The sequence below is a fragment of the Kineococcus deserti genome, assembly GCF_050871945.1.
Classification (GTDB): Bacteria; Actinomycetota; Actinomycetes; order Actinomycetales; family Kineococcaceae; genus Kineococcus.
Window position 1 is genome coordinate 88,749 of record NZ_JBJLSI010000006.1, and the last position, 25,650, is coordinate 114,398.

At 73.4% G+C, this 25,650-nt stretch carries 26 protein-coding genes; 12 read left to right on the forward strand and 14 right to left on the reverse strand.

Annotated features, from left to right (window positions below; translation table 11 throughout):
- Positions 1-606: a DinB family protein gene (locus ACRYR2_RS06915; RefSeq protein WP_432562103.1), complete on the forward strand. Its 606-nt coding sequence runs from the start codon at positions 1-3 to the stop codon at positions 604-606.
- Here the strand turns inward: ACRYR2_RS06915 and ACRYR2_RS06920 are convergent.
- Positions 595-1,164: a TIGR03086 family metal-binding protein gene (locus ACRYR2_RS06920; RefSeq protein WP_432562104.1), complete on the reverse strand. Its 570-nt coding sequence runs from the start codon at positions 1,162-1,164 to the stop codon at positions 595-597. The genes ACRYR2_RS06915 and ACRYR2_RS06920 overlap by 12 nt on opposite strands.
- 105 nt (positions 1,165-1,269) lie before the next feature.
- Positions 1,270-1,827: an NAD(P)H-dependent oxidoreductase gene (locus ACRYR2_RS06925; protein ID WP_432562105.1), complete on the reverse strand. Its 558-nt coding sequence runs from the start codon at positions 1,825-1,827 to the stop codon at positions 1,270-1,272.
- Between the two features lie 115 nt (positions 1,828-1,942).
- Between ACRYR2_RS06925 and ACRYR2_RS06930 the strand changes: the two genes are divergently transcribed.
- Positions 1,943-2,554, forward strand: a complete 612-nt coding sequence (locus ACRYR2_RS06930; protein WP_432562106.1) for a TetR/AcrR family transcriptional regulator — start codon at positions 1,943-1,945, stop codon at positions 2,552-2,554.
- A gap of 86 nt (positions 2,555-2,640) precedes the next feature.
- Here ACRYR2_RS06930 and ACRYR2_RS06935 read toward each other — a convergent pair whose 3' ends face one another.
- Genes ACRYR2_RS06935 through ACRYR2_RS06950 form a run of 4 tightly spaced genes read right to left on the reverse strand, consistent with a single transcriptional unit; the run spans position 2,641 to position 6,670 of the window.
- A complete protein-coding gene (locus ACRYR2_RS06935; protein WP_432562107.1) occupies positions 2,641-3,174 on the reverse strand; it encodes a GNAT family N-acetyltransferase in 534 nt (177 codons plus the stop codon).
- A complete protein-coding gene (locus ACRYR2_RS06940; RefSeq protein WP_432562108.1) occupies positions 3,171-3,554 on the reverse strand; it encodes an ATP-binding protein in 384 nt (127 codons plus the stop codon). The genes ACRYR2_RS06935 and ACRYR2_RS06940 overlap by 4 nt, the downstream gene beginning before the upstream one ends.
- A 51-nt stretch (positions 3,555-3,605) precedes the next feature.
- Positions 3,606-4,448, reverse strand: coding sequence for an HDOD domain-containing protein (locus tag ACRYR2_RS06945; protein ID WP_432562109.1), 843 nt, complete (start codon positions 4,446-4,448; stop codon positions 3,606-3,608).
- Positions 4,445-6,670, reverse strand: a complete 2,226-nt coding sequence (locus tag ACRYR2_RS06950; RefSeq protein ID WP_432562110.1) for a putative bifunctional diguanylate cyclase/phosphodiesterase — start codon at positions 6,668-6,670, stop codon at positions 4,445-4,447. The genes ACRYR2_RS06945 and ACRYR2_RS06950 overlap by 4 nt, the downstream gene beginning before the upstream one ends.
- Before the next feature lie 245 nt (positions 6,671-6,915).
- On the opposite strand from ACRYR2_RS06950, the gene ACRYR2_RS06955 reads away from it, so the two are divergent.
- Positions 6,916-8,022 (forward strand): MFS transporter, encoded by a 1,107-nt coding sequence (locus tag ACRYR2_RS06955; protein WP_432562111.1) that lies wholly within the window; start codon positions 6,916-6,918, stop codon positions 8,020-8,022.
- Positions 8,019-9,380: a hypothetical protein gene (locus ACRYR2_RS06960; RefSeq protein WP_432562112.1), complete on the forward strand. Its 1,362-nt coding sequence runs from the start codon at positions 8,019-8,021 to the stop codon at positions 9,378-9,380. Before ACRYR2_RS06955 ends, ACRYR2_RS06960 begins: the two co-directional genes overlap by 4 nt.
- Positions 9,381-9,383: 3 nt before the next feature.
- Here the strand turns inward: ACRYR2_RS06960 and ACRYR2_RS06965 are convergent, their stop codons facing one another.
- A complete protein-coding gene (locus ACRYR2_RS06965) occupies positions 9,384-10,874 on the reverse strand; it encodes a hypothetical protein (protein WP_432562113.1) in 1,491 nt (496 codons plus the stop codon).
- 4 nt (positions 10,875-10,878) lie between these two features.
- Between ACRYR2_RS06965 and ACRYR2_RS06970 the strand changes: the two genes are divergently transcribed.
- The gene (locus tag ACRYR2_RS06970; RefSeq protein ID WP_432562114.1) at positions 10,879-11,169 is read left to right on the forward strand and encodes a hypothetical protein; all 291 of its coding nucleotides are present in this window, start codon (positions 10,879-10,881) and stop codon (positions 11,167-11,169) included.
- A 63-nt stretch (positions 11,170-11,232) separates the two neighbouring features.
- Here ACRYR2_RS06970 and ACRYR2_RS06975 read toward each other — a convergent pair whose 3' ends face one another.
- Positions 11,233-14,082: an aconitate hydratase gene (locus ACRYR2_RS06975; protein ID WP_432562115.1), complete on the reverse strand. Its 2,850-nt coding sequence runs from the start codon at positions 14,080-14,082 to the stop codon at positions 11,233-11,235.
- A gap of 404 nt (positions 14,083-14,486) precedes the next feature.
- Between ACRYR2_RS06975 and ACRYR2_RS06980 the strand changes: the two genes are divergently transcribed.
- A complete protein-coding gene (locus ACRYR2_RS06980) occupies positions 14,487-14,861 on the forward strand; it encodes a hypothetical protein (RefSeq protein ID WP_432562116.1) in 375 nt (124 codons plus the stop codon).
- Between the two features lie 32 nt (positions 14,862-14,893).
- Positions 14,894-15,094 (forward strand): hypothetical protein, encoded by a 201-nt coding sequence (locus ACRYR2_RS06985; protein WP_432562117.1) that lies wholly within the window; start codon positions 14,894-14,896, stop codon positions 15,092-15,094.
- 73 nt (positions 15,095-15,167) lie between these two features.
- Here the strand turns inward: ACRYR2_RS06985 and ACRYR2_RS06990 are convergent, their stop codons facing one another.
- Positions 15,168-16,499, reverse strand: coding sequence for a class I SAM-dependent RNA methyltransferase (locus tag ACRYR2_RS06990; protein WP_432562118.1), 1,332 nt, complete (start codon positions 16,497-16,499; stop codon positions 15,168-15,170).
- Positions 16,500-16,515: 16 nt separating this feature from the next.
- The gene (locus tag ACRYR2_RS06995) at positions 16,516-18,564 is read right to left on the reverse strand and encodes an APC family permease (protein ID WP_432562119.1); all 2,049 of its coding nucleotides are present in this window, start codon (positions 18,562-18,564) and stop codon (positions 16,516-16,518) included.
- Positions 18,565-18,638: 74 nt separating this feature from the next.
- On the opposite strand from ACRYR2_RS06995, the gene ACRYR2_RS07000 reads away from it, so the two are divergent.
- The 5 genes from ACRYR2_RS07000 to trmB all read left to right on the forward strand — a co-directional run bounded on the left by ACRYR2_RS07000 (position 18,639) and on the right by trmB (position 23,585).
- The gene (locus tag ACRYR2_RS07000) at positions 18,639-19,304 is read left to right on the forward strand and encodes a potassium channel family protein (protein ID WP_432562120.1); all 666 of its coding nucleotides are present in this window, start codon (positions 18,639-18,641) and stop codon (positions 19,302-19,304) included.
- Positions 19,304-19,963, forward strand: a complete 660-nt coding sequence (locus ACRYR2_RS07005; protein WP_432562121.1) for a potassium channel family protein — start codon at positions 19,304-19,306, stop codon at positions 19,961-19,963. The genes ACRYR2_RS07000 and ACRYR2_RS07005 overlap by 1 nt, the downstream gene beginning before the upstream one ends.
- A 32-nt stretch (positions 19,964-19,995) precedes the next feature.
- The gene (locus tag ACRYR2_RS07010) at positions 19,996-22,407 is read left to right on the forward strand and encodes an ATP-binding cassette domain-containing protein (protein WP_432562122.1); all 2,412 of its coding nucleotides are present in this window, start codon (positions 19,996-19,998) and stop codon (positions 22,405-22,407) included.
- Between the two features lie 76 nt (positions 22,408-22,483).
- Positions 22,484-22,852, forward strand: a complete 369-nt coding sequence (locus ACRYR2_RS07015) for a hypothetical protein (RefSeq protein WP_432562123.1) — start codon at positions 22,484-22,486, stop codon at positions 22,850-22,852.
- 40 nt (positions 22,853-22,892) lie between these two features.
- On the forward strand, positions 22,893-23,585 hold the full coding sequence (gene trmB, locus ACRYR2_RS07020; protein WP_432562124.1) for a tRNA (guanosine(46)-N7)-methyltransferase TrmB: 693 nt from the start codon (positions 22,893-22,895) through the stop codon (positions 23,583-23,585).
- A 12-nt stretch (positions 23,586-23,597) separates the two neighbouring features.
- Here trmB and ACRYR2_RS07025 read toward each other — a convergent pair whose 3' ends face one another.
- From ACRYR2_RS07025 to ACRYR2_RS07040, 4 genes are read right to left on the reverse strand one after another with little or no spacing between them, the layout of a single operon-like run.
- Positions 23,598-23,750 carry a hypothetical protein gene (locus ACRYR2_RS07025; RefSeq protein ID WP_432562125.1) on the reverse strand — a complete coding sequence of 51 codons (153 nt, stop codon included), beginning with the start codon at positions 23,748-23,750 and terminating at the stop codon, positions 23,598-23,600.
- 24 nt (positions 23,751-23,774) lie between these two features.
- A complete protein-coding gene (locus ACRYR2_RS07030; RefSeq protein ID WP_432562126.1) occupies positions 23,775-24,521 on the reverse strand; it encodes a class I SAM-dependent methyltransferase in 747 nt (248 codons plus the stop codon).
- Between the two features lie 5 nt (positions 24,522-24,526).
- A complete protein-coding gene (locus ACRYR2_RS07035) occupies positions 24,527-25,207 on the reverse strand; it encodes a DUF3159 domain-containing protein (protein ID WP_432562127.1) in 681 nt (226 codons plus the stop codon).
- Positions 25,204-25,605, reverse strand: coding sequence for an OB-fold nucleic acid binding domain-containing protein (locus tag ACRYR2_RS07040; protein ID WP_432562128.1), 402 nt, complete (start codon positions 25,603-25,605; stop codon positions 25,204-25,206). Before ACRYR2_RS07040 ends, ACRYR2_RS07035 begins: the two co-directional genes overlap by 4 nt.
- Between the last annotated feature and the right edge of the window lie 45 nt (positions 25,606-25,650).

Consider the following 25,650-nt stretch of genomic DNA (forward strand, 5'->3'; position numbering starts at 1 on the left):
GTGTACGCACCGGCACTGCACGACGAGAGCACCTCGCTGCGCCACCAGCTCGACGCGCAACTGTCCGCACTGCACGCCTGCGTGCTGGGACTGACCGAGGAACAGGTCCGCGCCACCCCGTGCCGCAGCGTCCTGTCGGTCGGCGGGTTGCTCAAGCACGTCACGCACGGCATGCGCGGGGCGATCACCCGGCTCACCGGCGGGACCGTCCCGGCCTACGACGAGGCCGTGTACGCCGCCTACCAGCGCAGTTTCACCCTCACCGGCGACGAGTCCGGGCACAGCGTCCTGGCGGACTTCGAGCAGGTCCGCCAGGAGTTCCTGGCGGTGGTCGCCGAGGCCGACCCGGACACCGAGCTGCTGGAACCCCCCAGCCCCTGGTACGGCATCCCCGACGCCCGCCCCGTGCGCACCCGCTACCTGCTGCTGCACCTCGTGGAGGAGTTCGCCCGGCACGCCGGCCACGCCGACATCGTCCGCGAACAGCTCGACGGGCTGTCCGTCCCGGCGTTGCAGATGACCGAGGAGGGGGTGCGGCCCAACGAGTTCTTCACGCCGTACGTGCCGGCGCCGGGCACGGTGGGCGCGCCGGTGTCACGGCCCTGACGGCACGGTCCTGACGTCACGGCCGATGAAGGCCAGCAACCGGGTCTGCACGTCGGCGTCGGCGGGCACCTGCACGGCCGGGCCGAAGTGTCCGCTGGCGCGCATGGCCTCCTCCTGGGCCAGGGACCCGGCCAGCACCTGCTCGCACGTCGCGGCGTCCAGGCGCTCGTCCTGCCCGGTGGCGCGGGCCAGGTCCCAGGTGTGCAGGAACACGTCGGTGGTGAAGATGGCGTCGAGGACCGCGTCCAGCCGGCCGACCGACACCGGCGTGGACACGGTGCGCGCGGACAGCCCGGGGTCGTCGAACAGGGCCTGGACCGCCTCGGTGTGCACCTGCCAGGCCCCGACGGGGTCCTGGGCAGCCGGCGGCCCGGCGGGCAGGTCCACCCCGGCGCCCCGCAGGTACCCGGTCGACCAGCTCACGAGGTGGTCGACGACGTCGCGGGCGGCCCAGCCCGGGCACGGCGAGGGGTCGTCCCAGGCGCCGTCGGGCACCCCGAGCACCCGGTCGGTGAAGATCGCGGAGATCCGCCGGTACCGCTGCGCTGGCTCGCTCACGACGTCTCGACCCGCGGGCGCGGGGAAACTCATCGCCGCTCACCCGCTGAGCACGCGAGGTCCCCACCTCCGGTGAGCACCGAGGTGGGGACCGCCGGTCGAACGTCAGGCCGCGGCGACCTGGGTGGCGGCGACGAGGCCGCCGAGGACGACGGTGAGCTTCTCCACGACCTCGGCGTCGTCCTTGGGGTGGACGTCGGCGAAGCGGACGACCGAACCCGGGATCGCCATGGTCACCTCGGTCAGGACGTTCGCGCCGGCGATGCCCAGGGCCTTGCGGGCGTCGTCCTGCGCCCACACGCCGCCGTACTGGCCGAACGCGGAACCGATCGCGACCAGCGGCTTGCCGGTCAGCGGGGAGGCGCCGTACGGACGCGAGGCCCAGTCGATGGCGTTCTTCAGCACGGCCGGGATCGTGCCGTTGTGCTCAGGGGTGACCACGAGGATCGCGTCGGCGGCGGTGATGGCGGCACGGAGGTCGAGGGCCGGCTGCGGGACGCTGCCCTCGACGTCGACGTCCTCGTTGTAGAAGGGCAGGTCCCCCAGGCCCTCGTGGATCGAGAGCTCGACGCCCTCGGGAGCCAGCGCCACCGCGGTCTCGGCGATCTGACGGTTCGTGGAGGCGGCGCGCAGGCTGCCGACCAGCACCAGGACGTTGGTCATCGGGGATCTCCCTCGCGAAGCGTGTCGGGGCGGCGATCCGCGCCCTCATGCGGACTGTAGTCCGTTTGTCCTCTCACCTTCAAGCACTCCGGTCCGAACGGCCTAGGGTGGGCACGTGGCACGGACGCTGAGGATCCTGGGAGCCCCGGGACCGCCGGCGCGCGCGGACGCCTCGCGCAACCGCGAACTGCTGCTGTGCACCGCCCGCCGGCTGGTCGAGGAGCTGGGCGTGACCGGGTTGAGCATGGACGCCCTGGCCGCCGAGGCCGGCCTGGGCAAGGGCACCGTCTTCCGCCGGTTCGGCTCCCGGGCCGGGCTCTTCGCGGCCCTGCTCGACGAGTACGAGCGCGACTTCCAGACCGCGTGCCTCACCGGTCCCCCACCGCTGGGCCCCGGCGCCGATCCGGTGGACCGGCTCGTCGCCTTCGGCCACGACCGGCTGCGCTTCACCGCCGAGCGGGCCCACCTCATCCGCGAGGCCAACGCGCAACCGGCCGCGGCGAACGCCCCGTCGGCCTTCAGCCGCCTGCACCTGCGCGTCCTGCTGCGGGCCACGGGCGTGCGCGGCGACGTCGACGTGCTGGCCTTCAACCTGCACGCGGCCTTGGAGGCCCCGCTGGCGTACCACGTCGAGGGACACCTGGACGGCGTTCCGCACGTGTCCGCCGAGCGCCTGGCCGACGGCTGGACCGACCTCGTGCGGCGGGTCGTCGGCTCCGGGGGATGACGCGGGCCCCACCCCGGGGCGGCGGGGGGTCACGAACCCGCCGGACCGGACGGCCGAACCCGGCTGCACCGGGCGAGCCGGCCGAACTACCCGGCGACCCGCTGGTACAGGACGTGGTCCTGCCAGTTCCCCGCGATGCGCAGGTACCGCCGGGCCACCCCGATCCGCTCGAACCCGTTGCGCTGCAGCACAGCCTGCGAGGCGGAGTTCGACAGCAGAGTTCCGGCCTGCAACCGGTGCAACCCCAGCCCGGCCGGGTCGAACGCCCTGTCCACCAGCGCGGCCACCGCGGCCGTCGCCACCCCACGGCCGTTCACGGCCCGGGCGACGAAGTACCCGACGTCCCCGGACTGGAACGCGCCGCGGGCGATGCCGGAGACGGTGAGCCGGCCGACGAGTTCGCCGCCGTACTCGATGACGAACGGCACCACCCGTCCCTGCTCGTGCTCGGCCAGGGCGTGCGCGAGCACGTCGGCCTGGCCCTGGGTGGTGAAGAACTCCGCCGGCCGCTCGGGTTCGAAGGGGGCCAGGAACTCCCAGTTGTCCCGCAGCAGCGCCGCGACCGCGGCCGCGTCCTGCACGGTGGCCAGTCGCAACCGGGTCCCCGCCGGTGCGCTCACGAGATCACGAACCAGACCGTCTTGCCGCTCTCGGCGTGCTCGACGCCCCAGCGGTCGGAGATGATGTCGACCAGGGCCACGCCGCGCCCGCCCTCGGCCTCCGGGGCCACGTCGCGGCGCACCGGCGGGTGGGGGTTGCCGTCCGAGACGGCCACGTGCAGGGCCGGGCCGTCGCCGTCGCAGGAGACCCGGACGAGCACCGGCGGGCCACCGTGGCGGACGGCGTTGGTCACCAGCTCGGACACCAGCAGCTGGGCCTCGTCCAGGACCCGGGCGTGGTGGGCCGCGCAGTACGCCTCGCACAGGAAGGCCCGGGCCCGCCGGGCGGAGTGCTCCTCGTCCGGCAGGGTGATCTCGGCCGCCGGGGTCGCCTCGCACACGTGACCATCCAACACCATGTCCGGACGTGGGACCCGGCGTGTGAGCACGTGTCAGGACGTGAGCAGCTGGACCAGCTCGGCCGCGGTGCGGGTCACCCCCGCGCGCAGGGCGTCGACCTCGGCGTCGCGGACGTGGCCGGCGGACAGCTGGTCGGCCGGGCGCGGGGTGCGCGCCGGGTCCAGGATCCGTTCCGACAGTTCCACTCCCAGGCGCACGCAGGTGGCCAGCGGGGTCGCCCAGCCGGGGCGGTCGACCTGGACCAGCGCCTCGGCCAGGTCGTCCGGGAACGCCCACGCCGCCAGCGCCTCGGCCGAGACCCGCGTGTGCGTGGCGCCGTAGCGACGGACCTCCGCGGCCAGCAGTTCCTCGCGGTCGGCGGCCGCGGCCACCACCAGCGGGTACTCCACCGGGTCGCAGCGCACCAGCAGCGCCTGCCCCAGCCGGGCCAGCAGCCCCACGGAGAACGCCTCCGGCGCCTGGGCCCGCAACCGCGGCGCGAACTCGGCGGCGGCGACCGCGGTCAGGACGCTGCGGTCCCAGAAGCCCTCCAGGGCGTCGGGGACGTCGTCGAGCCCGGCCATCGCCGAGACGGCCAGGCTGCGGACGGTCGAGAACCCCACGACGGTCACGGCGAACGCCGGCGCCGAGACCCGCCCGGACAAGCCGAAGTAGGCGGAGTTGGCCAGCCGCAGCACCTTGGCCGTCAGGGCGGGGTCGTAGCTGAGGGTCCTCCCCAGCGACTTCGCGTCCGAGCGGTGGTCGTCGGCGGCGGCGATGACCTTGGCCGCGACGGGCCGGTGCGCGGGCAGGTCGTCCAGGGCGGCCGAGATGCGGCCCAGGACCTCCACCGCCCCCGGCGGGGTCGTCGGGACGGCGTTCGACAGGTGCGTCACGCGGTCACCTCCAGCTGTGTCGCCCCGGCCGGGTGCAGTTCGCCACCGTCGCGCAGCAGGTCCACGAGCGCCTCCCGGGTCAGCGGGCGCGAGTACAGCCACCCCTGGACCGCCTCGCAGCCCAGGTCGGTCAGGACACCGTTCTGCTCGGGGGTCTCCACGCCCTCGGCGACCACGCCCAGCCCCAGGGTGCGGGCCAGCGACACCACGGCGGCGGCGACCGCGCGCGCCGGGCCCCCGGCCGGGCCCTCACCCGAGGAGGACCCCGGGTGCAGGTCGCGGACGAAGGAGCGGTCGACCTTGAGGTGGTCGACGGGCAGGTCCTTGAGGTAGGCCAGCGAGGAGTACCCCGTCCCGAAGTCGTCGATGGCCACGCGGGCCCCGTCGCGGCGCAGTTCCTCCAGGACCGTGCGGCAGGCGCGCAGATCGCTGGCCAGCGCGGTCTCGGTGACCTCCAGGCACAGGTCGCGCAGCTGCAGACCCGCCGCGGCGACGCTGTGGCGCACCCGGGTGGCGAAGTCCTCGGCGGCCAGGCTCACCGCCGAGACGTTCACCGCGACGTAGTCCGGGCTCGTCGGCAGCTGCCCGGCCGCGTGCGCGGCCCGCCAGCCGGCCAGGTCCCGGCACACCACGTCCAGCACGTGGGCGTCCAGGGCCGGCACCAGGTTCGCCCGCTCGGCCAGCTCGATGAACGTCTGCGGCGGGATCGGCCCCAGTTCCGGGTGCGTCCAGCGGCACAGCGCCTCCAGGCTGAGCAGCTGCGCGGGACGGCCCGGGCGCACGATCGGCTGGTAGTGCACGTCCACGGACCCGCGGACCAGCGCCTCGCGCAGGTCGGCGACCAGCCGCAGGGCCCGGCGGGCGCGCTGGCGCACGTCCTCGTCCAGCAGCGTCCAGCGACCGCCGCCGGCGGCCTTGGCCTCGTGCACCGCGATGCCGGCGTCGCGCACGACCTCCTCGGCGCTGCAGGTCAGGCCCTCCAGCAGCACCACGCCGATGCTGGCGACCAGCCGCAGTGCCAGGCCGTTGACCTCGACCGGGGCCAGCACGGCGTCCAGGACGCGCTGGGCGGTGGCCCGCACGGCGTCCAGGTCGGTCAGGTCGGAGCAGACGAGCACGAACTCGTCACCACCGGGACGGGTGACCATGTCGCCGCCGCGGACCGTGCGGGCCAGCCGGCGGGCGATCTCGACCAGGACGGCGTCGCCGGCCTCCGGCCCCAGCCCGTCGTTGACGGTCTTGAAGTCGTCGAGGTCGACCATGAGCACCCCGACGTTGCTGCCCGGTCCCCCCGGCTGCGTGCCCGCCTGCCCCGGCAGGGCCAGCAGGTCGGCCAGGCGTTCCAGCAGCGCCAGGCGGTTCGGCAGCCCCGTCAGCAGGTCGTGCTGCGCCTGGTAGGCCAGCCGGTGCTCGCGGGCCAGGCGGTCGGTGACGTCCTCCACGGTGCCGATGAACCCCGCGCCGTACCCGGGCGTACGGCTGGGCGCCAGCCGCACGGTGACCCAGCGCACCTGCCCGGCGGCGTTGCGCAGCCGGGTGTCGAGGACCACCCGTTCCCCGGCCAGCACGCGCGCGACGGCCTCCACGACCCCGGCACGTTCGTCGTCGACGACGTGGGTCAGCCAGCCGGTGCCGCACAGCTCCTCGGCGGGCAGGCCGACCAGCTGGGCGAACGCGTCGTTGACGCGCGAGAGGCGAGCGCCGACGTCGGAGACGATCGTGGGGACCGGAGAGCTCTGGGCCAGGGTGGCGAACCGCTCCTCGGCGGCGCGCAGCGCGGCCTGTGCGCGTTCGTCCTCGGGCAGCACCACGGTGACGACCCAGAACCACTCCTGGCCGTCGCGGCCGTCCCGCTCCGGCACCGGCCACGCGACGAGCTCGGTGTGCCGCAGTTCGCCGCCGGAGGTGACGGCCTGGACGGCGAACCGGCTGCGGCGCTCGCGGGAGAGGCGGTCCCCCTCGCTGTCGCCGGACGGGTGCGGACGCAGGACGCGGGTGACGGCCAGGTCGACGAGGTGGTCGGCCTCGATCCCGAAGAAACCGGCGGCCGCAGTGTTGGCCCAGCGGACGCGGGCGACCTCACGGGCGGCGGGAGCCGCGGGACGGGACACGACCAGGACCGGCTGGTCGGCGGCGGCCGCGTAGTGCAGCAGGGCAGCCTCGACCCCCGCCGGAGAGCCCTCGCTCCCGCGCGGGTGACTGCGCCACACCTCGTTCAGCACCTGGTTCCGTCCACGAAGGTTCCGGCGGCACCATCCGTGGCGCCACATCCACAGGAGTTATCGGCACCGACCGCCACGAGTTGATCGCTTCGGGTGGTGCAACCGGCCGTCCGGACCGGCGCCTGCGCCGCGGTGGTTGCGCTGCGTGACGACGGAACTCCTGTGCCGACGGCGGGGAGCGCGGGTAGCCTGCGGGCAAACGTCCGGTCCCCAGACCGGTCCGCCCCGGTGGGAGAGGACGCGCCGTGCTGACGGCGTTCTTCGTCACGGCTGTGCTGGGACGGGTCGGGATCGCGATGACCCCCCTGGCGCTGCTCTGGCTCGTGCACGAGCGGACCGGTTCCTTCGCGACCGCGGGGCTGGCGACCGCGGGACTGGCGGTCGCCGAGGGGGTCGCCGGCCCGCAGACCGCCCGCCTCGCCGACCGGTTCGGGCAGCCGCGGGTGCTGCAGTTCCTGGCTGCGGCGCAAGCCCTCGCGCTGTGGGCGCTCGTCGCGGGCACCTCACCCGCGTCGGCGCCGGCCGGGGTGTTCGCGCTGGGTGCGGGCGTGGGGGCGAGCCTGCCCCAGCTGGGGGCCTTCACCGCCGCCCGGTGGTCGCACCGGTTGACGCCCGCGACCGGGTTGTCCCGGGCGTTCGGGCTGGAGGCCGTCGCGAACTCGACGGCCTTCCTGCTCGGGCCGGTGCTCGTGGCGACCCTGGCCACCCACGGACGGACCTGCACGGCCGTCGTGGCCGCGGGGGTGCTGGTGGTCGGCGGCACGTCCGGGCTGGCGTTGCTGCGCGCCTCGGCGCCCCCGCCGGCCGCGGGCGACCGGGGTGTCCTGGGGTTGCCGCGCGCGGTCGGTCTGCCGCTGGCGGTGAACGTCTGCGTCGGGATGCACTTCGGGGCCCTGCCGCTGGCGGTCACCGCGTCCGTCGTGGCCACCGGCGACCCGCAGGTGGCGACGGCACTGTTCGCCGCCTCCAGCGCCGGCGGGCTGCTGGCCGGCCTCGTCCTGACCCACCGGCGGAGGCCGGTCGCGCTGCGGCCGGCGAGCCGGGCGCTGGCGGTGGCCGGGCTCGCGCTGTTGCTGCCCTGGCCCACCGCGGCGCTGGCCGTGGTGCTGTTCGCCGTCGGGGCCGCGGTCCCGCCGGTGGTCGTGGCGGCCTCGGTCCGGGCCCGGCGGGACTGTCCACCCCGGCTTTTGACCAGCACGTTCGCCTGGCTCGCCTCGGTCTCGGCCGCCGGCTCGGCCGCGTCCTCGGCGGTGGCGGGCGCCGGGGTCGAGGCGGCCGGACCGGTGAGCGCCTTCGTCCTCGCCGGGCTGGCGGCCACCGGCGCCGCCGTCTGCGAGAAGATCACCCGGTGAGACCGCTGCGCCCCACCCGGCTGCTGAGCCTGGACTCGGGGTTGTGGGCGCTGGACGAGACCCAGCCCGTCGCCGCGGTGCTGGACCAGCGGACCGGCAAGGTCGAGCGCCTGGTCAGCTGGCCGGACGTGCCGCCCGAGCCGGTTCCGGCCCCGTGGCCACCGCCGCGGCTGCTCCCGGACGGCCCCGCCTTCTGGACCCACCCGCACGGGGAGGCCCCGCTCGTGCGCATCGGCCCGGACGGGGTCGAGCTGGCGGTGTGGACGCACGGTCTGCGGCTGGCCGCGGTGGGTCCGGACGGGGTGTGGTGCGCTCCCCCACCGCCGCCGCAGGACATCGTGCGCAGCACCGACGGCCGGCCCAGCTGGGGTCTGCAACCGTCGCAGCTGCTGCACGTCTCCCCCGGCGGCCGGCCGCGGCGCACGAACGTCGAGGCCCCCGTACGGGCCGCGCAGGCCGAGGAGTCGGGACTGTTCGTCGCCCTCGACGACGAACCCTGGCACCTGGAGCCGCTGGGTGCGGACCTGCACGAGGTCGTCTGGAGCACCCGCTGGTTCCGGGTGCCCTGGGGAGCGGCTGTCGGCGACGAACTGCGCGACGTCGCCGAACCCGTGGAGCACGGCCCCCAGCTGCGGACCGAGGACGGCCGCGGGACGCACTCCTGGCTGGATCCCTGGAACGCCGGCGCCGACCGCCACACCGTCCGCCTCGAGGGCGCCCGCTGGGGTTTCGGCTGGCGCGCGGACGCCGTGGCCGCCGCGGCCGGCCGCCTCGTCGCCCTCACCCACGACTCGCAGGGCGACCCGTTGCGGCGCATCGACCTGGGTCGGGGCACCACGACGTCGGCGGCCCTGGTCGGCTCGGGCACCGCGGAACGCCTGGTGGTCTCGGTGCACCGGGACGAACCCGGGCTGCTGCGCCCCGGCGTCGACCTGGTGACGGTGCAGCGCAACGGCGACGTCACCCCGCTGCTGCGCGCAGGGTCGGTGGACGTCGGCGACCGCGTGCGGCCGCTGTTCCCCCGCCCCCTGGAGGCGGGTTCCTACGTGCGTCAGGTGCTGGCCGCCAACGGCAGGCTGCAGGAGTACTGGCGCACCGACTCGGGGTTGTCCCCCCTCATCGAGGGGATGTCGGCGGTCCGCGCCCGGCTGGTCGGCGACTGGCCGGAGACGTTGCTGGAGTGGACCTTCGAGCACCCCGACCGTCCCGGGGTGCGGTTGCGCCGGCGGATCCCGCTGTTCGACGAGGTCGGCCGGATCACCCCGCCGGACACCGCGGCCGTGCTGCTCATGGAGGACTTCCAGACCGGGCAGGTGCCGCCGCTGGACGCGGCGCTGGGCGGGTTCATCGACTTCTGAGACTCACTCCTCGCGGAACAGCACGAGCACGTCCGGGCGCTGCACCGTCCCGGCCGTCGTCGGCCACCGCCGCACGCCCTCCGGGGGCGCGACGGCCGCACTGGCCCAGCGCAGGACCCACGGCGTCGGCTGCGCCGCACCCGCGTCGCGGCGGGCGTAGTTCCACTCCAGCAGGGTTCGCAGGACCGGCCCGGCGTCGTCGATGCGTGCCTCGATCAGCGGCTGCAGCACCGCCGGGTCGGAGAACTGGTCGACGAGTCCGCAGTCGCAGGCGTAGGCCAGCGTGCCGATCTCCCCCGGCGCGGCCACCCGTTCCTCGCCGACCAGCTCGCCGACCTCGGCGCCGATCGCGCGGTACTCCGCGGGCGTGGCGAAGTTCCCGAACACCGGCGGGTAGGCCCACGGCAGCGGCAACGCGGCCGCCGGGACCGCGACGTACAGCCCGGCCAGCGCCGCGACCGGGACCACGACCAACCCGACGCCCGCGGCCCTCCGGGCTCGGCCGGCCAGCAGGACGCCGGTGCCGAGCACGGCGACGAACGACAGCGAGGCCACCGGCGGGACGTAGTACCACTGGTAGGGCGGAACGCCCAGGAGGCTGTAGACGGTGAAGTAGGCCACCCCGCCCAGGCCCAGGCCGGTCAGCCCCGCCCGGACGCCACCACGGGAACCCCTGGCGACCAGCAGCGCCAGCAGGACCACCAGGCCCACGAACGCCGCGACGACACCGACCACGACCGCTTCGGGGACGTCCGGGAAGTAGTGCGTCCACAACCCGCGCAGGTAGGTGCGCCCCTCCCCGAAACTGCCCTGGTTGGTCTTGATGACGAAGGTGTCGGGGATCGCCGACCCCAGCCACCACCAGCTGATCGCGAACCACGGCAGGGCCGCCGCGGTGCAGGCGAGGACGGCCGCGCCCAGCCGGCGTCGGATCCCGTTGCAGGCCAACGCGATCAGCACGACGAACACGACCATGTCCAGCCGGGCCAGCAGACTCGCGGCCGCGGCGAGGCCGTACACCACCGGACGGCCCGCCAGCCCCGCCGCCAGCAGGGCCGTCATGGCCGTGAACAGCAGGACGACCTCCAGCCCCAGCGCCGAGACCAGCAACGGGTTCGCCAGGACCACGACGAGCGCGACCAGCGCCCACCCGGCGTGCAGGCCGGCGCGACGGACGACCCGGCCGGTGCACCACGCCGCCAGCGCCCCCAGCGCCGCGGTGAGCACCCCGAGCGCGAGTTCCCCGTCCGCCCCGGCGAAGGGACGCACCAGCAGGAAGGACAGCGCCAGCAGCACGACGTTCAACGGCGACGTCGCGGCGTTCGAGGTGGTTCCCGGCGTCATCCCCCAGTGCCCGTGCTCGGCGAGGTTGCGGGCGTAGGCCAGCGTGATGTACGTGTCGTCGATCAGCCCGCGGGAGGCGACCCAGGCCGCACCCCCGCCGAGGACGGCGCCGGACAACGGCAGCAGGGCACGACGGAGCAGGGCGGACACGGGAGTGATCAGACCACACCGGCCTGGCGCCGCGTCCACGGGGACGCGACGGACCGGACCCGCGGCGGCCAACGCCCTCACCGAGGCGGCGGAGATCGTGCGCGGCGCGTCGCCGTCGAACGACGGCACCGACCTCGACGGGACCGAGCGGGCCCCCGAGGGCGCGCCCACGACGATCGCCGGGGAACGCTGCGAGGAGTTCGCGCCCGGGCTCGACCCCGACCTGCTCGAACTCGTCCAGGCCACCGCGGACCGGGGGATGGAGCTCGTGGTGACCTGCGGCCCGCTGACCTGAGGCGGCCCGCCAGGAACGACGGAGGGCGGTCACCCCGTGGGGTGACCGCCCTCCTCGCGTGCCTCAGGCGCCGGTCAGCGACCGCAGCACGTAGTGCAGGATCCCGCCGTTGCGGTAGTAGTCCGCCTCACCGGGGGTGTCGATGCGGACGACGGCGTCGAACTCGACCGTCTCGCCGGACTCCTTGGTGGCCGTGACCTTCACGGTCTTGGGGGTGCGGCCCTCGTTGAGCTCGGTGATGCCGGAGATGTCGAACGTCTCGGTGCCGTCCAGGCCGAGCGAGGCCGCCGACTCCCCCTTGGGGAATTGCAGCGGGACGACGCCCATGCCGATGAGGTTCGAGCGGTGGATGCGCTCGAAGCTCTCGGTGATGACGGCCTTGACGCCCAGCAGCGCGGTGCCCTTGGCGGCCCAGTCGCGCGAGGAACCCGAGCCGTACTCCTTGCCGCCCAGGACGACGAGCGGGGTGCCGGCCGCGGCGTAGTTCTGCGCGGCGTCGTAGATCGTCGCCTGCTCGCCGCCGTTGGTGAAGTCGCGGGTGAAACCACCGGAGACGTTGTCCAGCAGCTGGTTCTTCAACCGGATGTTGGCGAACGTGCCGCGGATCATCACCTCGTGGTTGCCGCGGCGCGAGCCGTAGGAGTTGAAGTCCTTGCGCTCGACCCCGTGCTCGGACAGGTACACACCGGCCGGGCTGTCGGGCTTGATCGAGCCGGCCGGGGAGATGTGGTCGGTGGTGACCGAGTCGCCGAGCAGCGCCAGGACGCGGGCGCCGGAGATGTCGGTCACCGGCGCCGGCTGCGCCTGCATGCCCTCGAAGTACGGGGGCTTGCGCACGTAGGTCGACTCGCCGTCCCAGGCGAAGGTGTCGCCCTCGGGGGTGGGCAGACCGCGCCAGCGCTCGTCACCGGCGAACACGTCGGCGTAGTCCTTGACGAACATGTCCTTGCTGATCGCCTCGCCGATGACCCGCTCCACCTCGGCCGCGTCGGGCCAGATGTCGCGCAGGTACACGTCGTCGCCGGCCTCGTCGGTGCCGATCGGGTCGTTCTCGACGTCCCAGTCCATCGTCCCGGCCAGGGCGTAGGCGATGACCAGCGGCGGGGAGGCCAAGTAGTTCATCTTGATGTCGGGGTTGATCCGGCCCTCGAAGTTCCGGTTCCCGGACAGCACCGCGGTGACGGCCAGGTCGTTGTCCTGGATCGCCGCGGAGATCTCCTCCGGCAGCGGGCCGGAGTTGCCGATGCAGGTGACGCAGCCGTAGCCGACGAGGTGGAAGCCGAGCTTCTCCAGGTACGGGGTCAGGCCGGCCTTGTCGTAGTAGTCGGTGACGACCTTCGAGCCCGGCGCGAGGGAGGTCTTGACCCACGGCTTGCGGGTCAGGCCCTTCTCGACGGCGTTCTTGGCCAGCAGGGCCGCGGCCACCATGACCGAGGGGTTGGAGGTGTTGGTGCAGCTGGTGATGGAGGCGATCGCGACCGCGCCGTGGTCGATCTCCGTCTGCGTGCCGTCGGCGAGGGTGACCGGGACCCGCTTGGACGGGCGGCCCGCCGCGTGGCCGGGGGCCTGCGGGGCGTCGCGGCCGTCGGTGGTGGAGGTCGACGGCGCGTCGGAGGCGGGGAAGCTCTCCTCGCTGGCCTCGTCCTGCGACGAGGGGCTGACCGCGTCGATGGCGTCGGTCATCGCGCTCGAGGGTGCGTTCGTGGTCGTGACGTCCTCGGTGACGTAGTCGCCCAGGGCGGCGCGGAACGCCTCCTTGGCCTCGGTCAGGACGATGCGGTCCTGCGGGCGCTTGGGGCCGGCGATGCTGGGCACGACGGTCGACAGGTCGAGTTCGAGGTACTCGGAGTAGCTCGCCTCGACCGAGGGGTCGTGCCACAGGCCCTGTTCCTTGGTGTACGCCTCGACGAGGGCGACCTGCTCGTCGGAACGGCCGGTCAGGCGCAGGTAGTCCAGCGTGACGTCGTCGATCGGGAAGATCGCGGCGGTCGAGCCGAACTCGGGGCTCATGTTCCCGATGGTGGCGCGGTTGGCCAGCGGCACCGAGGCCACGCCCTCGCCGTAGAACTCGACGAACTTGCCGACGACGCCGTGCTTGCGCAGCATCTCGGTGATGGTGAGCACGACGTCGGTGGCGGTGGCTCCGGCCGGGATCTCCCCGGACAGCTTGAAGCCGACGACGCGCGGGATGAGCATCGAGACGGGCTGGCCGAGCATGGCCGCCTCGGCCTCGATGCCGCCGACGCCCCAGCCCAGCACACCCAGGCCGTTGACCATCGTGGTGTGCGAGTCGGTGCCGACGAGGGTGTCGGGGTAGGCCTGCAGCTCGCCGCCGACCTCGCGCGGGAACACCACGCGGGCCAGGTGCTCGATGTTGACCTGGTGGACGATGCCGGTGCCCGGCGGGACGACCTTGAAGTCGTCGAACGCGGTCTGGCCCCAGCGCAGGAACTGGTAGCGCTCGCGGTTGCGGCCGTACTCCAGGTCGACGTTCTGCTCGAAGGCGTCGGGGCGGCCGAAGACGTCGGCGATGACGGAGTGGTCGATGACCATCTCGGCCGGCGACAGCGGGTTCACCTTGGTGGCGTCGCCGCCGAGGGCGGTGATGGCCTCGCGCATGGTGGCCAGGTCGACGATGCAGGGCACACCGGTGAAGTCCTGCATGAGGACTCGCGCGGGGGTGAACTGGATCTCGGTGTCGGGCTCGGCGTTCGGGTTCCAGCCGCCGAGGGCGCGGATGTGGTCGGCGGTGATGTTCGCGCCGTCCTCGGTGCGCAGCAGGTTCTCCAGGAGGACCTTGAGGCTGAAGGGCAGCTTCGCCGATCCCTCGACCTTGTCCAGACGGAAGATCGTGTATTCCGTCCCACCCACTATTAGGGTAGCCTTGGCTTCGAAGCTGTTGTGGCTGCTCACCCTGAGCTCCTCACTCGTCTTCCGTCGTCGTCGTCGGGCTGGTCGTCGTTCCGATGGTCCCACCGGCCGAGGTGGAACCGCCCGCGGGGTCGTGACCGGTCCCCACGGTGTCACGCTCATTTATCTCGACGTCAAGATACCAGACTGGCCGTGCTCGGGACGAGGACCGGGGCCGACCGCGACCCGGGGCCGAGCGCAGGTCGCGCAGGTCGGGTCCGGTGCCGTTGCCGTGGAGGCCGGCGGGGAACCGGCGGTCGGCAGACGGTGCGCTCGCGGTGGAACGGTGGCGCACAGCGACGGACCACCCGGACGGATGCACTCGGACGCACTACTCACGGCTTGAGTCGGATCACGCTGGGTCAGCACAGTGGAGGTCGACACCGCCCGACGGACTGGAGCAGCCCGTGCACCCCCTGACCACCCAGACCATCCCGGTCCGGCCCGCCCCCACCCGGCCCGCCCCCCAGCGCGGTCCCCAGCACCGGGCCGACGGCCGTTCCGGCGGCGTCGCGCTGCCCGCGCACCGGCCGCCGCGGGCCGTGGAGCTGACCGACGCCGAGTCCGGGACGGTCCTGACCTCCGTCCTGGCGGGCCTGCAGGCGATCCCCGGCGAACCGGCGGTGGGCCTGCCCACCCGGCTGGTCCGGTCCCTGCGCGAGGTCGTGGCGCGCCTCGACCTCGCCGGGTACGCCCTGGTCGCCGGGGCGGGGGCCGCCGCGTCGCTCGCCCTCACGCTCGTGCTGGTCCTGTGGCTGGCCGGCTCCGGCCGCCTCGGCTGAGACCGCCTCGACCGAGAACCCGGAGGAGACCCGTGTCCCTGCTCGCCCGGCGCCCCCGGCGCTACGTCCCGCGCCACTCCACCCGCGAGCCGTTCCGCCGCTGGAACCAGGAGGAGATCGTCGACGTGACCGCCGCCGAGAAGTCGCCCTCCGACGTCCTGCAGTCGGTCCTGGCCGGCCTCGACGGGCTCGACGACCTCGACGCGGGGGACCGCCGGCCCGTCGGCGCCTGACCCGGCGCGTGCACGGCCGGCAGGCGGCACGTCGTCGGGCGCTGGGTGCCGGACGACGCGCCCGGACCGGCCCTCAGCCGCGCACGAACGTCGCGACGCACTCCACGTGGTGGGTGTGCGGGAACAGGTCGAACGCCCGCAGCCCGTCCAGCACGTACCCGTGCCCGGCCAGGAACGCGGTGTCGCGGGCCAGCGCGGCCGGGTCGCAGGCGACGTAGGCGATGGCGCGAGGGGCCAGCGCGGCGATCCCGGCGACGACGGTGCGGCCGGCGCCGGTGCGGGGCGGGTCCAGGACCACCACGTCGGTGCGGCGCCCGGTCAGCTCGTCGTCGGCGAGCGCCTCCTCCACGGCCCCGGCCCACAGTTCGACGTGCCGCTGCTCGTGCAGCGACTTGCGGGCGTCGCGCACGGCGCGCTCGTCACCCTCGACGGCCAGGACGCTGCCGTCCTGCCCCACCGCGTCGGCCAGCAGCGCGGTGAACAGGCCCACGCCGGAGTACAGGTCCAGGGCGCTCTCCCCCGGCTGCACCTGCAGCGCGGCGAGCACCGTCTCGCCGAGCACGGCGGGCGCGGCGGGGTGCACCTGCCAGAAACCGGCGCCGCCGACGCGGAACGCGTGGTCCCTGCCCCCGACGGTGATCCGCTCCCCCACCCAGGTCCGGCCGGAGACCCGGTGCAGGCCGTCGGCGGTGCGGACGGCCACCGAGGCGTCGGGCAGCTTGGGCAGGTGGGCGTGGCGGTCGCCGTCGGGGGTGACGACGACCAGCGGCGCCGCGCCGTCGGACCCGGCGGCCACCTCGACGGTCTCGACGTTGCCGAAGCGGGCTTCCAGCACGCCGCTGCCCACGACGGGCTCGGTGCTGATCGGGCAGTCGGCCAGCGGCACGACCTCGTGCGAGCGGTGCTTGCGCAGGCCGGTGCGCCCTTCGGCGTCGACGGCGAACTGGGTGCGGGTGCGCCAGCGCAGCCCGTCGGCGCGTTCGTGCGGCACCTCCTCGACGGTCACGTCGAGGTCGAGGTCGGCCAGCCGGTGGAACTGCTCGGCGACGACGGAGGCCTTCAGCTCGCGCTGCTTGGCGGGTGTGGCGTGCTGGAAGTCGCAGCCGCCGCACAGGCCGGGGCGGGCCACCGGGCAGGGCGGTTCGACGCGGGCCTCGTCGGCCTGCAGCACGCGGACGGCGTCGGCGCGCCAGAACTTCGCCCCCTCGGCGCCCTCGGTGACGCGGGCGACGACACGCTCGCCGGGCAGGGCGTGCCGGACGAAGACGACCCGGCCCTCGTGGCGGGCCACGCAGTGCCCGCCGTGCGCGACGGGACCGACCTCGAGCTCGAGTTCGGTGCCGCGGGCGTCGGGGCCGGCGGGGGCGGCGGCGCGGGTCCTGCGCTGACGGGTGGGGGTGTTCACGAGTCTCGGGTTTCCTTCACTTCTCCGGTTCCGACACGGTGGTGTCGGTGGGTGCGGGACCGAACGTCCCGCGGCGCACGGTTCCGGGGGCGGCGCGTTCGACGCGGTCCTCCAGACCGGCCGAGCTGCTCAGCTGCCAGGGGACGCTGGCGACCATGACACCGGGCTGGTACCGCAGCCGGGCCCGCAGGCGCAGGGCCGACTGGTTGTGCAGCAGTGTCTCCCACCAGTGCCCCACGACGTACTCGGGCACGTAGACGATCACCAGGTCGCGCGGGTAGCGCCGCCGGGTCGCCTTGACGTACTCCACGACCGGCCGGGTGATCTCCCGGTACGGGGAGTCCAGGACGGTCAGCGGCACGGGGATGCCCAGGGACTCCCAGCGCTGCTGCAGCGCGGCGGCCTCCTCCGGCTCGACGGCGACCGTGACGGCCTGCAGGTCGGTGGGCCTGGCCGCCCGGGCGAAGGCCAGGGCCCGCAGGGTCGGTTTGTGGATCTTGGAGACGAGGACGATCCCGCGCACACCGGTCGGCAGCGCCTTGGCCTGGGCGTCGGGGGCGACCTCGAGCTCGCGGCTGACGTTGGTGTAGTGGCGCCGGATGAGCTTCATGTTCACGAAGACGAACACCATCGCCAGGATCGCGATCCACGCGCCCTGGGTGAACTTCGTCAGCAGGACGATGACCAGGACCAGGCCGGTCAGGCCCAGGCCGATGCTGTTGATGACCCGCGAGCGCTTCATCTGCGCCCGCCTGGCGGGGTCCTGCTCGTTGCGCAGGTGCCGCGTCCAGTGCCGGATCATGCCGGTCTGGCTCATGGTGAAGGAGACGAAGACGCCGACGATGTAGAGCTGGATGAGCCGGGTGACCTCGGCGTCGAAGGCGACGATGAGGACGATCGCCGTCAGCGCCAGGGCGATGATGCCGTTGGAGAAGGCCAGCCGGTCGCCGCGGGTGTGCAGCTGCTTGGGCAGGAAGCCGTCGCGGGCCAGGATCGAGGCCAGCACGGGGAAGCCGTTGAACGCGGTGTTGGCGGCCAGGACCAGGATGACGCCGGTGGCGGCGGTGACGACGTAGAAGGCCACCGGGAAGTGGTCGAAGACGGTCGCGGCCAGCTGGCCGATGACCGGGTCCTGCACGTAGCTGTCCCCGACCGGCACCCCGTCGCGCAGCAGCTGGTGCTCGGGGTCCTCGGCGAACCGGACGCCGGTGAGGTTGGCCAGGGCGATGATGCTGACGAGCATCGTCACGCTGGTCAGGCCCAGCAGCGCCAGGGTCGTGGCGGCGTTCCTGCTCTTGGGCGCCCGGAAGGCCGGGACACCGTTGCTGATGGCCTCGACCCCGGTCAGGGCCGCCGCACCGGAGGAGAAGGCGCGCAGGATGAGGAAGGCACCGGCCAGGCTGGTCAGGCCGCCGGAGATGTCGTGCTCGGCGGTCAGGTCGAACTGCGCGCTGGGCGCGTCGGGCAGGTCGCCGAACAGCATGCGGGCGAAGCCCCAGACCGCCATCCCGATGATGGAGAACATGAAGATGTAGGTCGGGACGGCGAACGCGGCGCCGCTCTCGCGCAGCCCGCGCAGGTTGGCCGTCATCAGCAGCAGCACGAGCGCGACGGCGAAGATCGCCTCGTGCCCGCGCAGGGCGGGGACGGCGGCCGCGGCGTACTGGGCTCCGGAGGAGATCGAGACCGCGACGGTCAGGACGTAGTCCACCAGCAGCGCGCTGCCGACCGTCAGCCCCGCGTTGGGGCCGAGGTTGACGGTGGCGACCTCGTAGTCCCCGCCGCCGGAGGGGTAGGCGTGGACGTTCTGCCGGTAGGAGGCGACGACCACGAACATCACCAGCACGACGGCGCCGGCGATCCACGGGGAGAACGCGTAGGCGGCGATCCCGGCGATCGACAGGGTCAGGAAGATCTCGTCCGGGGCGTAGGCCACCGAGCTCAGGGCGTCGGAGGCGAAGACGGGCAGCGCGATGCGCTTGGGCAGCAGGGTCTCGGACAGGCGTTCGCTGCGGAACGGCCGGCCCACCAGGACGCGCTTGACCGCATCGGTCACAGATGGCACGTCTGACGATGGTAGGTGGTGCAGCTGGGTGCTGCCGGGCGACGGCCGACGGCCGACGCGGTAGCGTTCCAGGCGTGCACTTCGTGATCATGGGCTGCGGCCGGGTCGGTTCGAGCCTGGCGCTGACCGTCGAGCAGCGCGGGCACAGCGTCGCGGTCGTGGACCAGAACGCCGACGCCTTCCGCCGTCTCGGCCCCTCCTTCGCGGGCCGGCGCGTGACGGGCATCGGCTTCGACCACGACACCCTCGTCGAGGCCGGCATCCACGAGGCCACCGCCTTCGCCGCGGTCTCCTCGGGCGACAACTCCAACATCCTGGCCGCGCGGGTGGCCCGGGAGAAGTTCGACGTCGACAACGTCGTGGCCCGCATCTACGACCCGGGCCGCGCCGAGGTCTACCAGCGCCTGGGCATCCCCACCATCGCGACCGTCCGCTGGACCGCCGACCAGGTGCTGCGCCGGCTCGTTCCCGAGGGCACCCTCAGCGAGTTCCGCGACGCCTCCGGGCGTGTCGTGCTGGTGGAGGTGCTGGTGCACGAGGGCTGGATCGGCCGGCCCCTGTCGGCGCTGGAGGCGGCCGCCGGGGTGCGCGTGGCGTACGTGACGCGGCTGGGTCAGGGAGTGGTGCCCCACAAGGGCATGGCGTACCAGGAGGGCGACGTCCTGCACGTGGTGGTGGCCGACGAACGCACGGCCGTGGCCTCGGCCGTGCTGGCCGCCGCCCCCGGAGGGGAGTCCTGATGCGGGTCGTCATCGCCGGGGCCGGCATCGTCGGCCGCTCCATCGCCCGGGAACTGCTCGGCAACGGTCACCGGGTGCTGCTCATCGACCGCAGCCCGGCGGCCATGAAGATCCCCAGCGTCCCCGACGCCCAGTGGCTGCTGGCCGACGCCTGCGAGATCGCCAGCCTCGACGAGGCCGAGCTCGCCGACTGCGACGTGGTGGTGGCCGCCACCGGCGACGACAAGGCCAACCTGGTGGTCTCGCTGCTGGCCAAGACCGAGTACGGGGTGCCGCGCACGGTCGCCCGGGTGAACAACCCCAAGAACGAGTGGTTGTTCGACGAGGCGTGGGGTGTCGACGTCGCCGTCTCGACCCCGCGGCTGATGACCGCGCTGGTCGAGGAGGCCGTCAGCGTCGGCGAACTGGTCCGGCTGTTCACCTTCCAGCAGGGGCAGGCCTCGATGGCCGAGTACACCCTGGAGGAGGGCAGCCCGGTCCTGGGCCGCACCGTCGGTGAGGTGCGGCTGCCCGTCGACACCGTCCTGGTGGCCATCGTCCGCAACGAGCGGCCGTTGCCGCCGACCCCGGACGACGTGCTGGAACCGGGTGACCACCTGCTGTTCCTGTCGGTGCCGGCCGCCGAACCGGAGCTGAGGTCGTTGCTGGGAGCCCACTGACTGGCGGCGTGATCGCTGGCAGGATCGGGGCCATGAGCCGTCAACCTGCCGACGTCCACGTCGCTGACAGCCACGACCTCATCCGCGTCCACGGCGCCCGGGAGAACAACCTCAAGGACGTCAGCGTCGAACTGCCCAAGCGGCGGCTCACGGTGTTCACCGGGGTGTCGGGATCGGGCAAGAGCTCGCTGGTCTTCGGCACGATCGCCGCGGAGTCGCAGCGGTTGATCAACGAGACGTACTCGACGTTCGTCCAGGGTTTCATGCCCTCGCTGTCGCGGCCGGACGTGGACGTGCTGGAGGGCCTGACCACGGCGATCATCGTCGACCAGCAGCGGATGGGTGGGGACACCCGCTCGACGGTGGGCACGGCCACCGACGCGAACGCGATGCTGCGGATCCTGTTCAGCCGGCTCGGCCGGCCGTACGTCGGCGGACCGCAGGCGTTCTCGTTCAACGTCGCCTCCGTCTCGGCCAAGGGGGCGATGACGGTCGAGAAGGGCACCGGCAACGGCGCAGGGAGCAAGAAGGTCGTCGCCGACTGGTCGCGCACCGGCGGCATGTGCCCGCGCTGCGAGGGCCGCGGTTCGGTGAACGACCTGGACCTCGACGAGTTGTACGACGCGTCGAAGTCGATCAACGAGGGGGCCATCAAGGTCCCCGGGTACTCGATGGACGGCTGGTACGGCCGGATCTTCAACGGGTGCGGCTTCTTCTCCTGCGACAAGCCCGTCGCGGAGTTCACGAAACCCGAACTCGAGGCGTTCCTGCACAAGGAGCCCACGAAGATCAAGGTCGACGGCATCAACGTCACCTACGAGGGGCTCATCCCGAAGATCCAGAAGTCGATGCTGTCGCGGGACGTCGACTCCCTGCAGCCTCACGTGCGGGCGTTCGTCGAACGCGTCGCCACGTTCACGACGTGCCCGGACTGCGACGGAACCCGCCTGGCCCCGGGAGCGCGGGCCTGCAAGATCGCCGGGATCAGCATCGCCGACGCCTGCCGGATGCAGATCAGCGACCTGGCCGAGTGGGTCGCGGAACTGTCCGAACCCTCCGTCGCCCCGCTGCTGGCGAACCTGCGCGGGGTGCTGGACTCGTTCGTCGAGATCGGCCTGGGCTACCTGTCGCTGGAACGTGCCTCGGGCACCCTGTCCGGCGGGGAGGCGCAGCGGGTCAAGATGATCCGCCACCTCGGGTCGTCGCTGACCGACACCACCTACGTGTTCGACGAACCCACGACCGGGCTGCACCCGCACGACGTGCAGCGCATGAACGACCTGCTGATCCGGTTGCGGGACAAGGGGAACACCGTGCTCGTCGTCGAGCACAAACCCGAGGCGATCGTCATCGCCGACCACGTCGTCGACCTCGGCCCGGGAGCGGGTTCGGCGGGCGGGACGGTCTGCTACCAGGGTCCGGTCGAAGGCCTGCGGTCCAGCGGGACCGTCACCGGCCGGCACTTCGACGACCGCGCCGCGGTCAAGCCCTCGGTCCGCACACCGACCGGTGCGCTGGAGGTCCGCGGAGCCCGCACGCACAACCTGCGGAACGTCTCCGTGGACGTCCCCCTGGGTGTCCTGGTCGTGGTCACCGGTGTCGCCGGGTCGGGCAAGAGTTCGCTGGTCCACGGGTCGATCTCCCCCCGCGAGGGTGTCGTGACGGTCGACCAGGGCGCGATCCGTGGTTCCCGCCGCAGCAACCCCGCGACGTACACCGGCCTGCTGGAACCGGTGCGCAAGGCGTTCGCGAAGGCCAACGGGGTCAAACCCGCGTTGTTCAGCGCGAACTCCGAGGGAGCCTGCCCGACCTGCAACGGCGCCGGGGTGGTCTACACCGACCTGGCCATCATGGCCGGTGTCGCCACGACGTGCGAGGAGTGCGAGGGCCGGCGGTTCCAGGCCTCGGTGCTGGAGTACCGCCTGGGCGGGGCGAACATCGCCGAGGTGCTGGCGATGCCGGTCCTCCAGGCGCGGGAGTTCTTCGGCTCGGGTGCGGCCCGCACGCCCGCGGCGCACGCGGTCCTGGACCGGCTGGTCGACGTCGGGCTCGGCTACCTCACCCTGGGGCAGCCGCTGACGACGTTGTCCGGCGGTGAACGGCAACGGCTGAAGCTGGCCACGCACATGGGCGCCGACGGCGGGGTGCTGGTGCTGGACGAACCGACCACGGGTCTGCACCTGGCCGACGTGCGGCAGTTGCTGGGCCTGCTGGACCGCCTGGTCGACTCGGGGAAGTCGGTGATCGTCATCGAGCACCACCAGGCCGTCGTGGCCCACGCCGACTGGATCGTCGACCTGGGGCCCGGGGCCGGGCACGACGGCGGGCGGGTCGTCTTCGAGGGAACTCCCGCCGACCTGGTGGCCGACCGTTCGACGCTGACCGGTGAGCACCTCGCGCAGTACGTCGGGGCGCCGGCGCGTGCACGGCGGCGCACGCGCTGACCTGCGGACCGGCTGACGGGAAGCCGCCGTTCCGCTCGGCGTGCACCCGCCGTGCGCATGCGGTGGAATGGGTCAGGTGCAGCTAGGAGCTACTGCGGCGGAGTCCGTCACCATCCGGGGCAGCGACGTCTTCCTCCACGCCGAGGGACGTACCGAGGTCTACGACCTGGCCTACGTGCGGATGATCGTTCCCTACCTCACCGGTGAGCGCGACGTGCCACCGATGCGGCTGGCGCACTTCCGACCGGGCATCAAACCCTGGATCTGCCTCAGCGTCATCGAGGACGACGGGTTCGAGCCCAACCTGTCGGGCGTCGCGATCTACTCGGGTCTGGGCTCGCACCGCGAGATGGGTCTGCACCTGAGCCGGGCCGAGGCGTGGCGGCTGGCCGAGATGCTGCAACGGGCACTGCCGGAGTCGGACCTGGACCAGGAGGCCGCCTGAGGCGGACTGAGCACCGTCACCGGTGCCCGATGATGGAGCGGTGACCTCGTCCACCTCCACCAGCGCGCCCACGTACGAGCCGGTTCCGTCCTACAAGCTGCGGCGCGGCCGGATGGGCGTCGTCCGCCAGGAGGCGCTGGAGACCCACCTGGGTCGCTACGCCGTGCCGGCGGGCGAGGGGCCGCTGGACCTGGCCGCCCTGTTCGGGAACGACCGCCCGGTGGTGCTGGAGATCGGTTCCGGCATGGGCGACGCCACCCTGGAGATGGCGCAGGCCGACCCGGGAACGAACGTCGTCGCGGCCGAGGTCCACACCCCGGGCGTCGCCCGGCTCGTCCAGGGCCTGGCCGGGCGCGGGCTGACCAACGTCCGGATCCTGGAGGGCGACGGGCAGCACCTGCTGGCCCAGCGCATCGGCTCCGGCTCCCTCGCCGGGGTGCGGGTGTTCTTCCCCGACCCGTGGCCGAAGGCCCGCCACCACAAGCGGCGCCTGGTCGCGCCGGCCTTCGCCGCCCTGGTGGCCGACCGCCTGGCCGCGGGTGGGCTGCTGCACTGCGCGACCGACTGGGAGCCCTACGCCGAGCAGATGGCGCAGGTCCTGGCCGCCGAGCCGCGACTGGCGCTGTCCGCGGACCGCGCGCGACCGGCGTGGCGTCCGGTCACCCGCTTCGAGGCGCGCGGGCTGGCGCTGGGCCACGTCGTCAACGACCTGCAGGCGCGACGGGTGGCGTGAGTCCCCGGCGGGTCAGTCGGCCTTGACCAGCCGGCGGCGCTTGACCGTGTAGCCCTCGGGCAGCGTGCCGTCGTTGAGCATGCGCAGCGGACAGCGTTTGCAGCGGTCCTTGGACTCGCAGCACTTGGTCTTGGGCCACAGCGCCTTCTTGCTCTTCTTCGACACACGCCGGACGCTACACGAGCCCGGTCAGAGCTCCGGGCCGTTGCGGCGCAGCAGGATCAGCGGTGTCAGGTAGTGCTCACGGACGGTACCGCCGAGCTCGTCGACGGCGGCGGCCGCTTCGGCGGCCTCGGCGGCCGACCAGTTGCTGAACGTCGTGAACAGGTCGCGGACCTGTGCGCCGGTCAGCTCCACGCTCCAGCGGAACTCCTGGACGTCCCGGACGGTGAAGTGCCCGGTGCGGGACAGTTGCCGCGCCCACTGCCCGGTGTCGAGTTCCCCGGGCCCGGGTCGTGCCGCCTCCTCGCGACGGGCCGTGATCTGCGCGACGCGGCGCCGGAACGCGGTGGGGGCAGCCTGCGGGTCGCCGAAGGCGTTGCGCCACACCGCCAGGTGCCCGCCGGGCACCAGGGCGGTGTGCAGCTTCGGCAGGACGACGTCGAGGTCGAGCCAGTGCACGGCCGTGGCCACGGCGGCCAGGTCGAAGGCCGCGGCGGGCAGCGGCGCGGCCTCGGCGGTCGTGGTCAGGACGACGGCCGCCGGGTGGCGGGCGCGCAGCCGGGCCGCCAGGGCGGGCCCGGGTTCCACCGCGGTGACCTCGGCCCCGGCGGCGAGCAGCGGCCCGGTGGCCAGGCCGCTTCCCGCGCCCAGCTCCAGGACGCGCACGCCAGGGCCCAGCAGCGGGGCGAGCGCGCGCCACAGGGCCTCGGGGTAGGGCGGGCGGGCCCGGTCGTAGACCTCGGCGTGGACGTCGAAGTGGAACGGGTCGGGCACGAGCCTCACCCCTCCAGCGCGTCACCCTCGGCCGGGCCGTGCGGGACCTGCAGCGGAGTGCGGCCCCGCAGCAGCATCGCCCCGGCGATCGCGATGCCGGCCAGCAGCAACGGCCAGCCCAGCACCAGCTTGCTGACGGCCAGGGCGGTGGTGTTCCCGGCCAGGTACAGCGGCAGCTGCACCGCCACCCGCACGAGGTACCCGGCCAGCAGCAGCGCGGTCAGCTTCTGGCACAACGAGACGATGCCGCGGTCCCGGCGCCAGGCGGTGGGTTCCTCGGTGACGGCGCCGACCAGGAAGCCGACGACCGGCCAGCGCGTCGCCATCGAGACGACGAAGACCACCGACAGGCCGAGGTTGAGCAGGATGCCGGGCAGGAACACGTCCTGCGCCCGGCCGGTGCGGGCGGCGACGAACGCCGCCACCGCGGTCACGACGATGCCGCCGATCGCGTGCTGCAGCGTCTCGCGGCGGGCGATGCGCGCGACCAGCGCGACCAGCATCACGGCGATCGAGGCGCCCAGGGAGATCGTGAGGTCCTTGGTCGTCAACCACCCGACGAGGAAGGCCAGCGGGGCGGCCGCGGAGTCCAGCAGCCCGCGCCAGCCGCCCAGGGCGACCGACAGGCGGTGCCGGACGAGCTCCTCGACGGTCTGCGGAGCCCTCACCCCGTCCCGCGAGCTCACGCCTTCTCGGGACAGACGAGTTCGTACACGGGGTTGAAGATCACCCGCTGGCCGTCGTCGGTGGCCACCAGGCCCTTCGCCTTGACGCGCCGACCCGGCTCGACACCGGCGATCTTCCGCCGGCCCAACCACACGAGCGAGACCGACCCCGACCCGTCGAACAGTTCCGCCTCGAGCGCGGGGACACCGCCGCGCGGACGCAGGGTGACCGACCGCAGCGTCCCGCAGACGCAGGCCTTGGTCCGGTTGCGGACCTGGTCGCAAGGGGTCCCGCCGTTGCGCACGGCGTCCTCCTGAGCCTCCTCGGCCGCGAGGTCGGATTCGGAGGCGGTGAACCGCGCGAGCGCGCGACGCCACAGCGGCGCGCTCAGCACTGAGGACTTCGACACGGCACCCACAGTAGGCCCCTTCGGCGGTGGATCCACACCAACACAGGACGAACG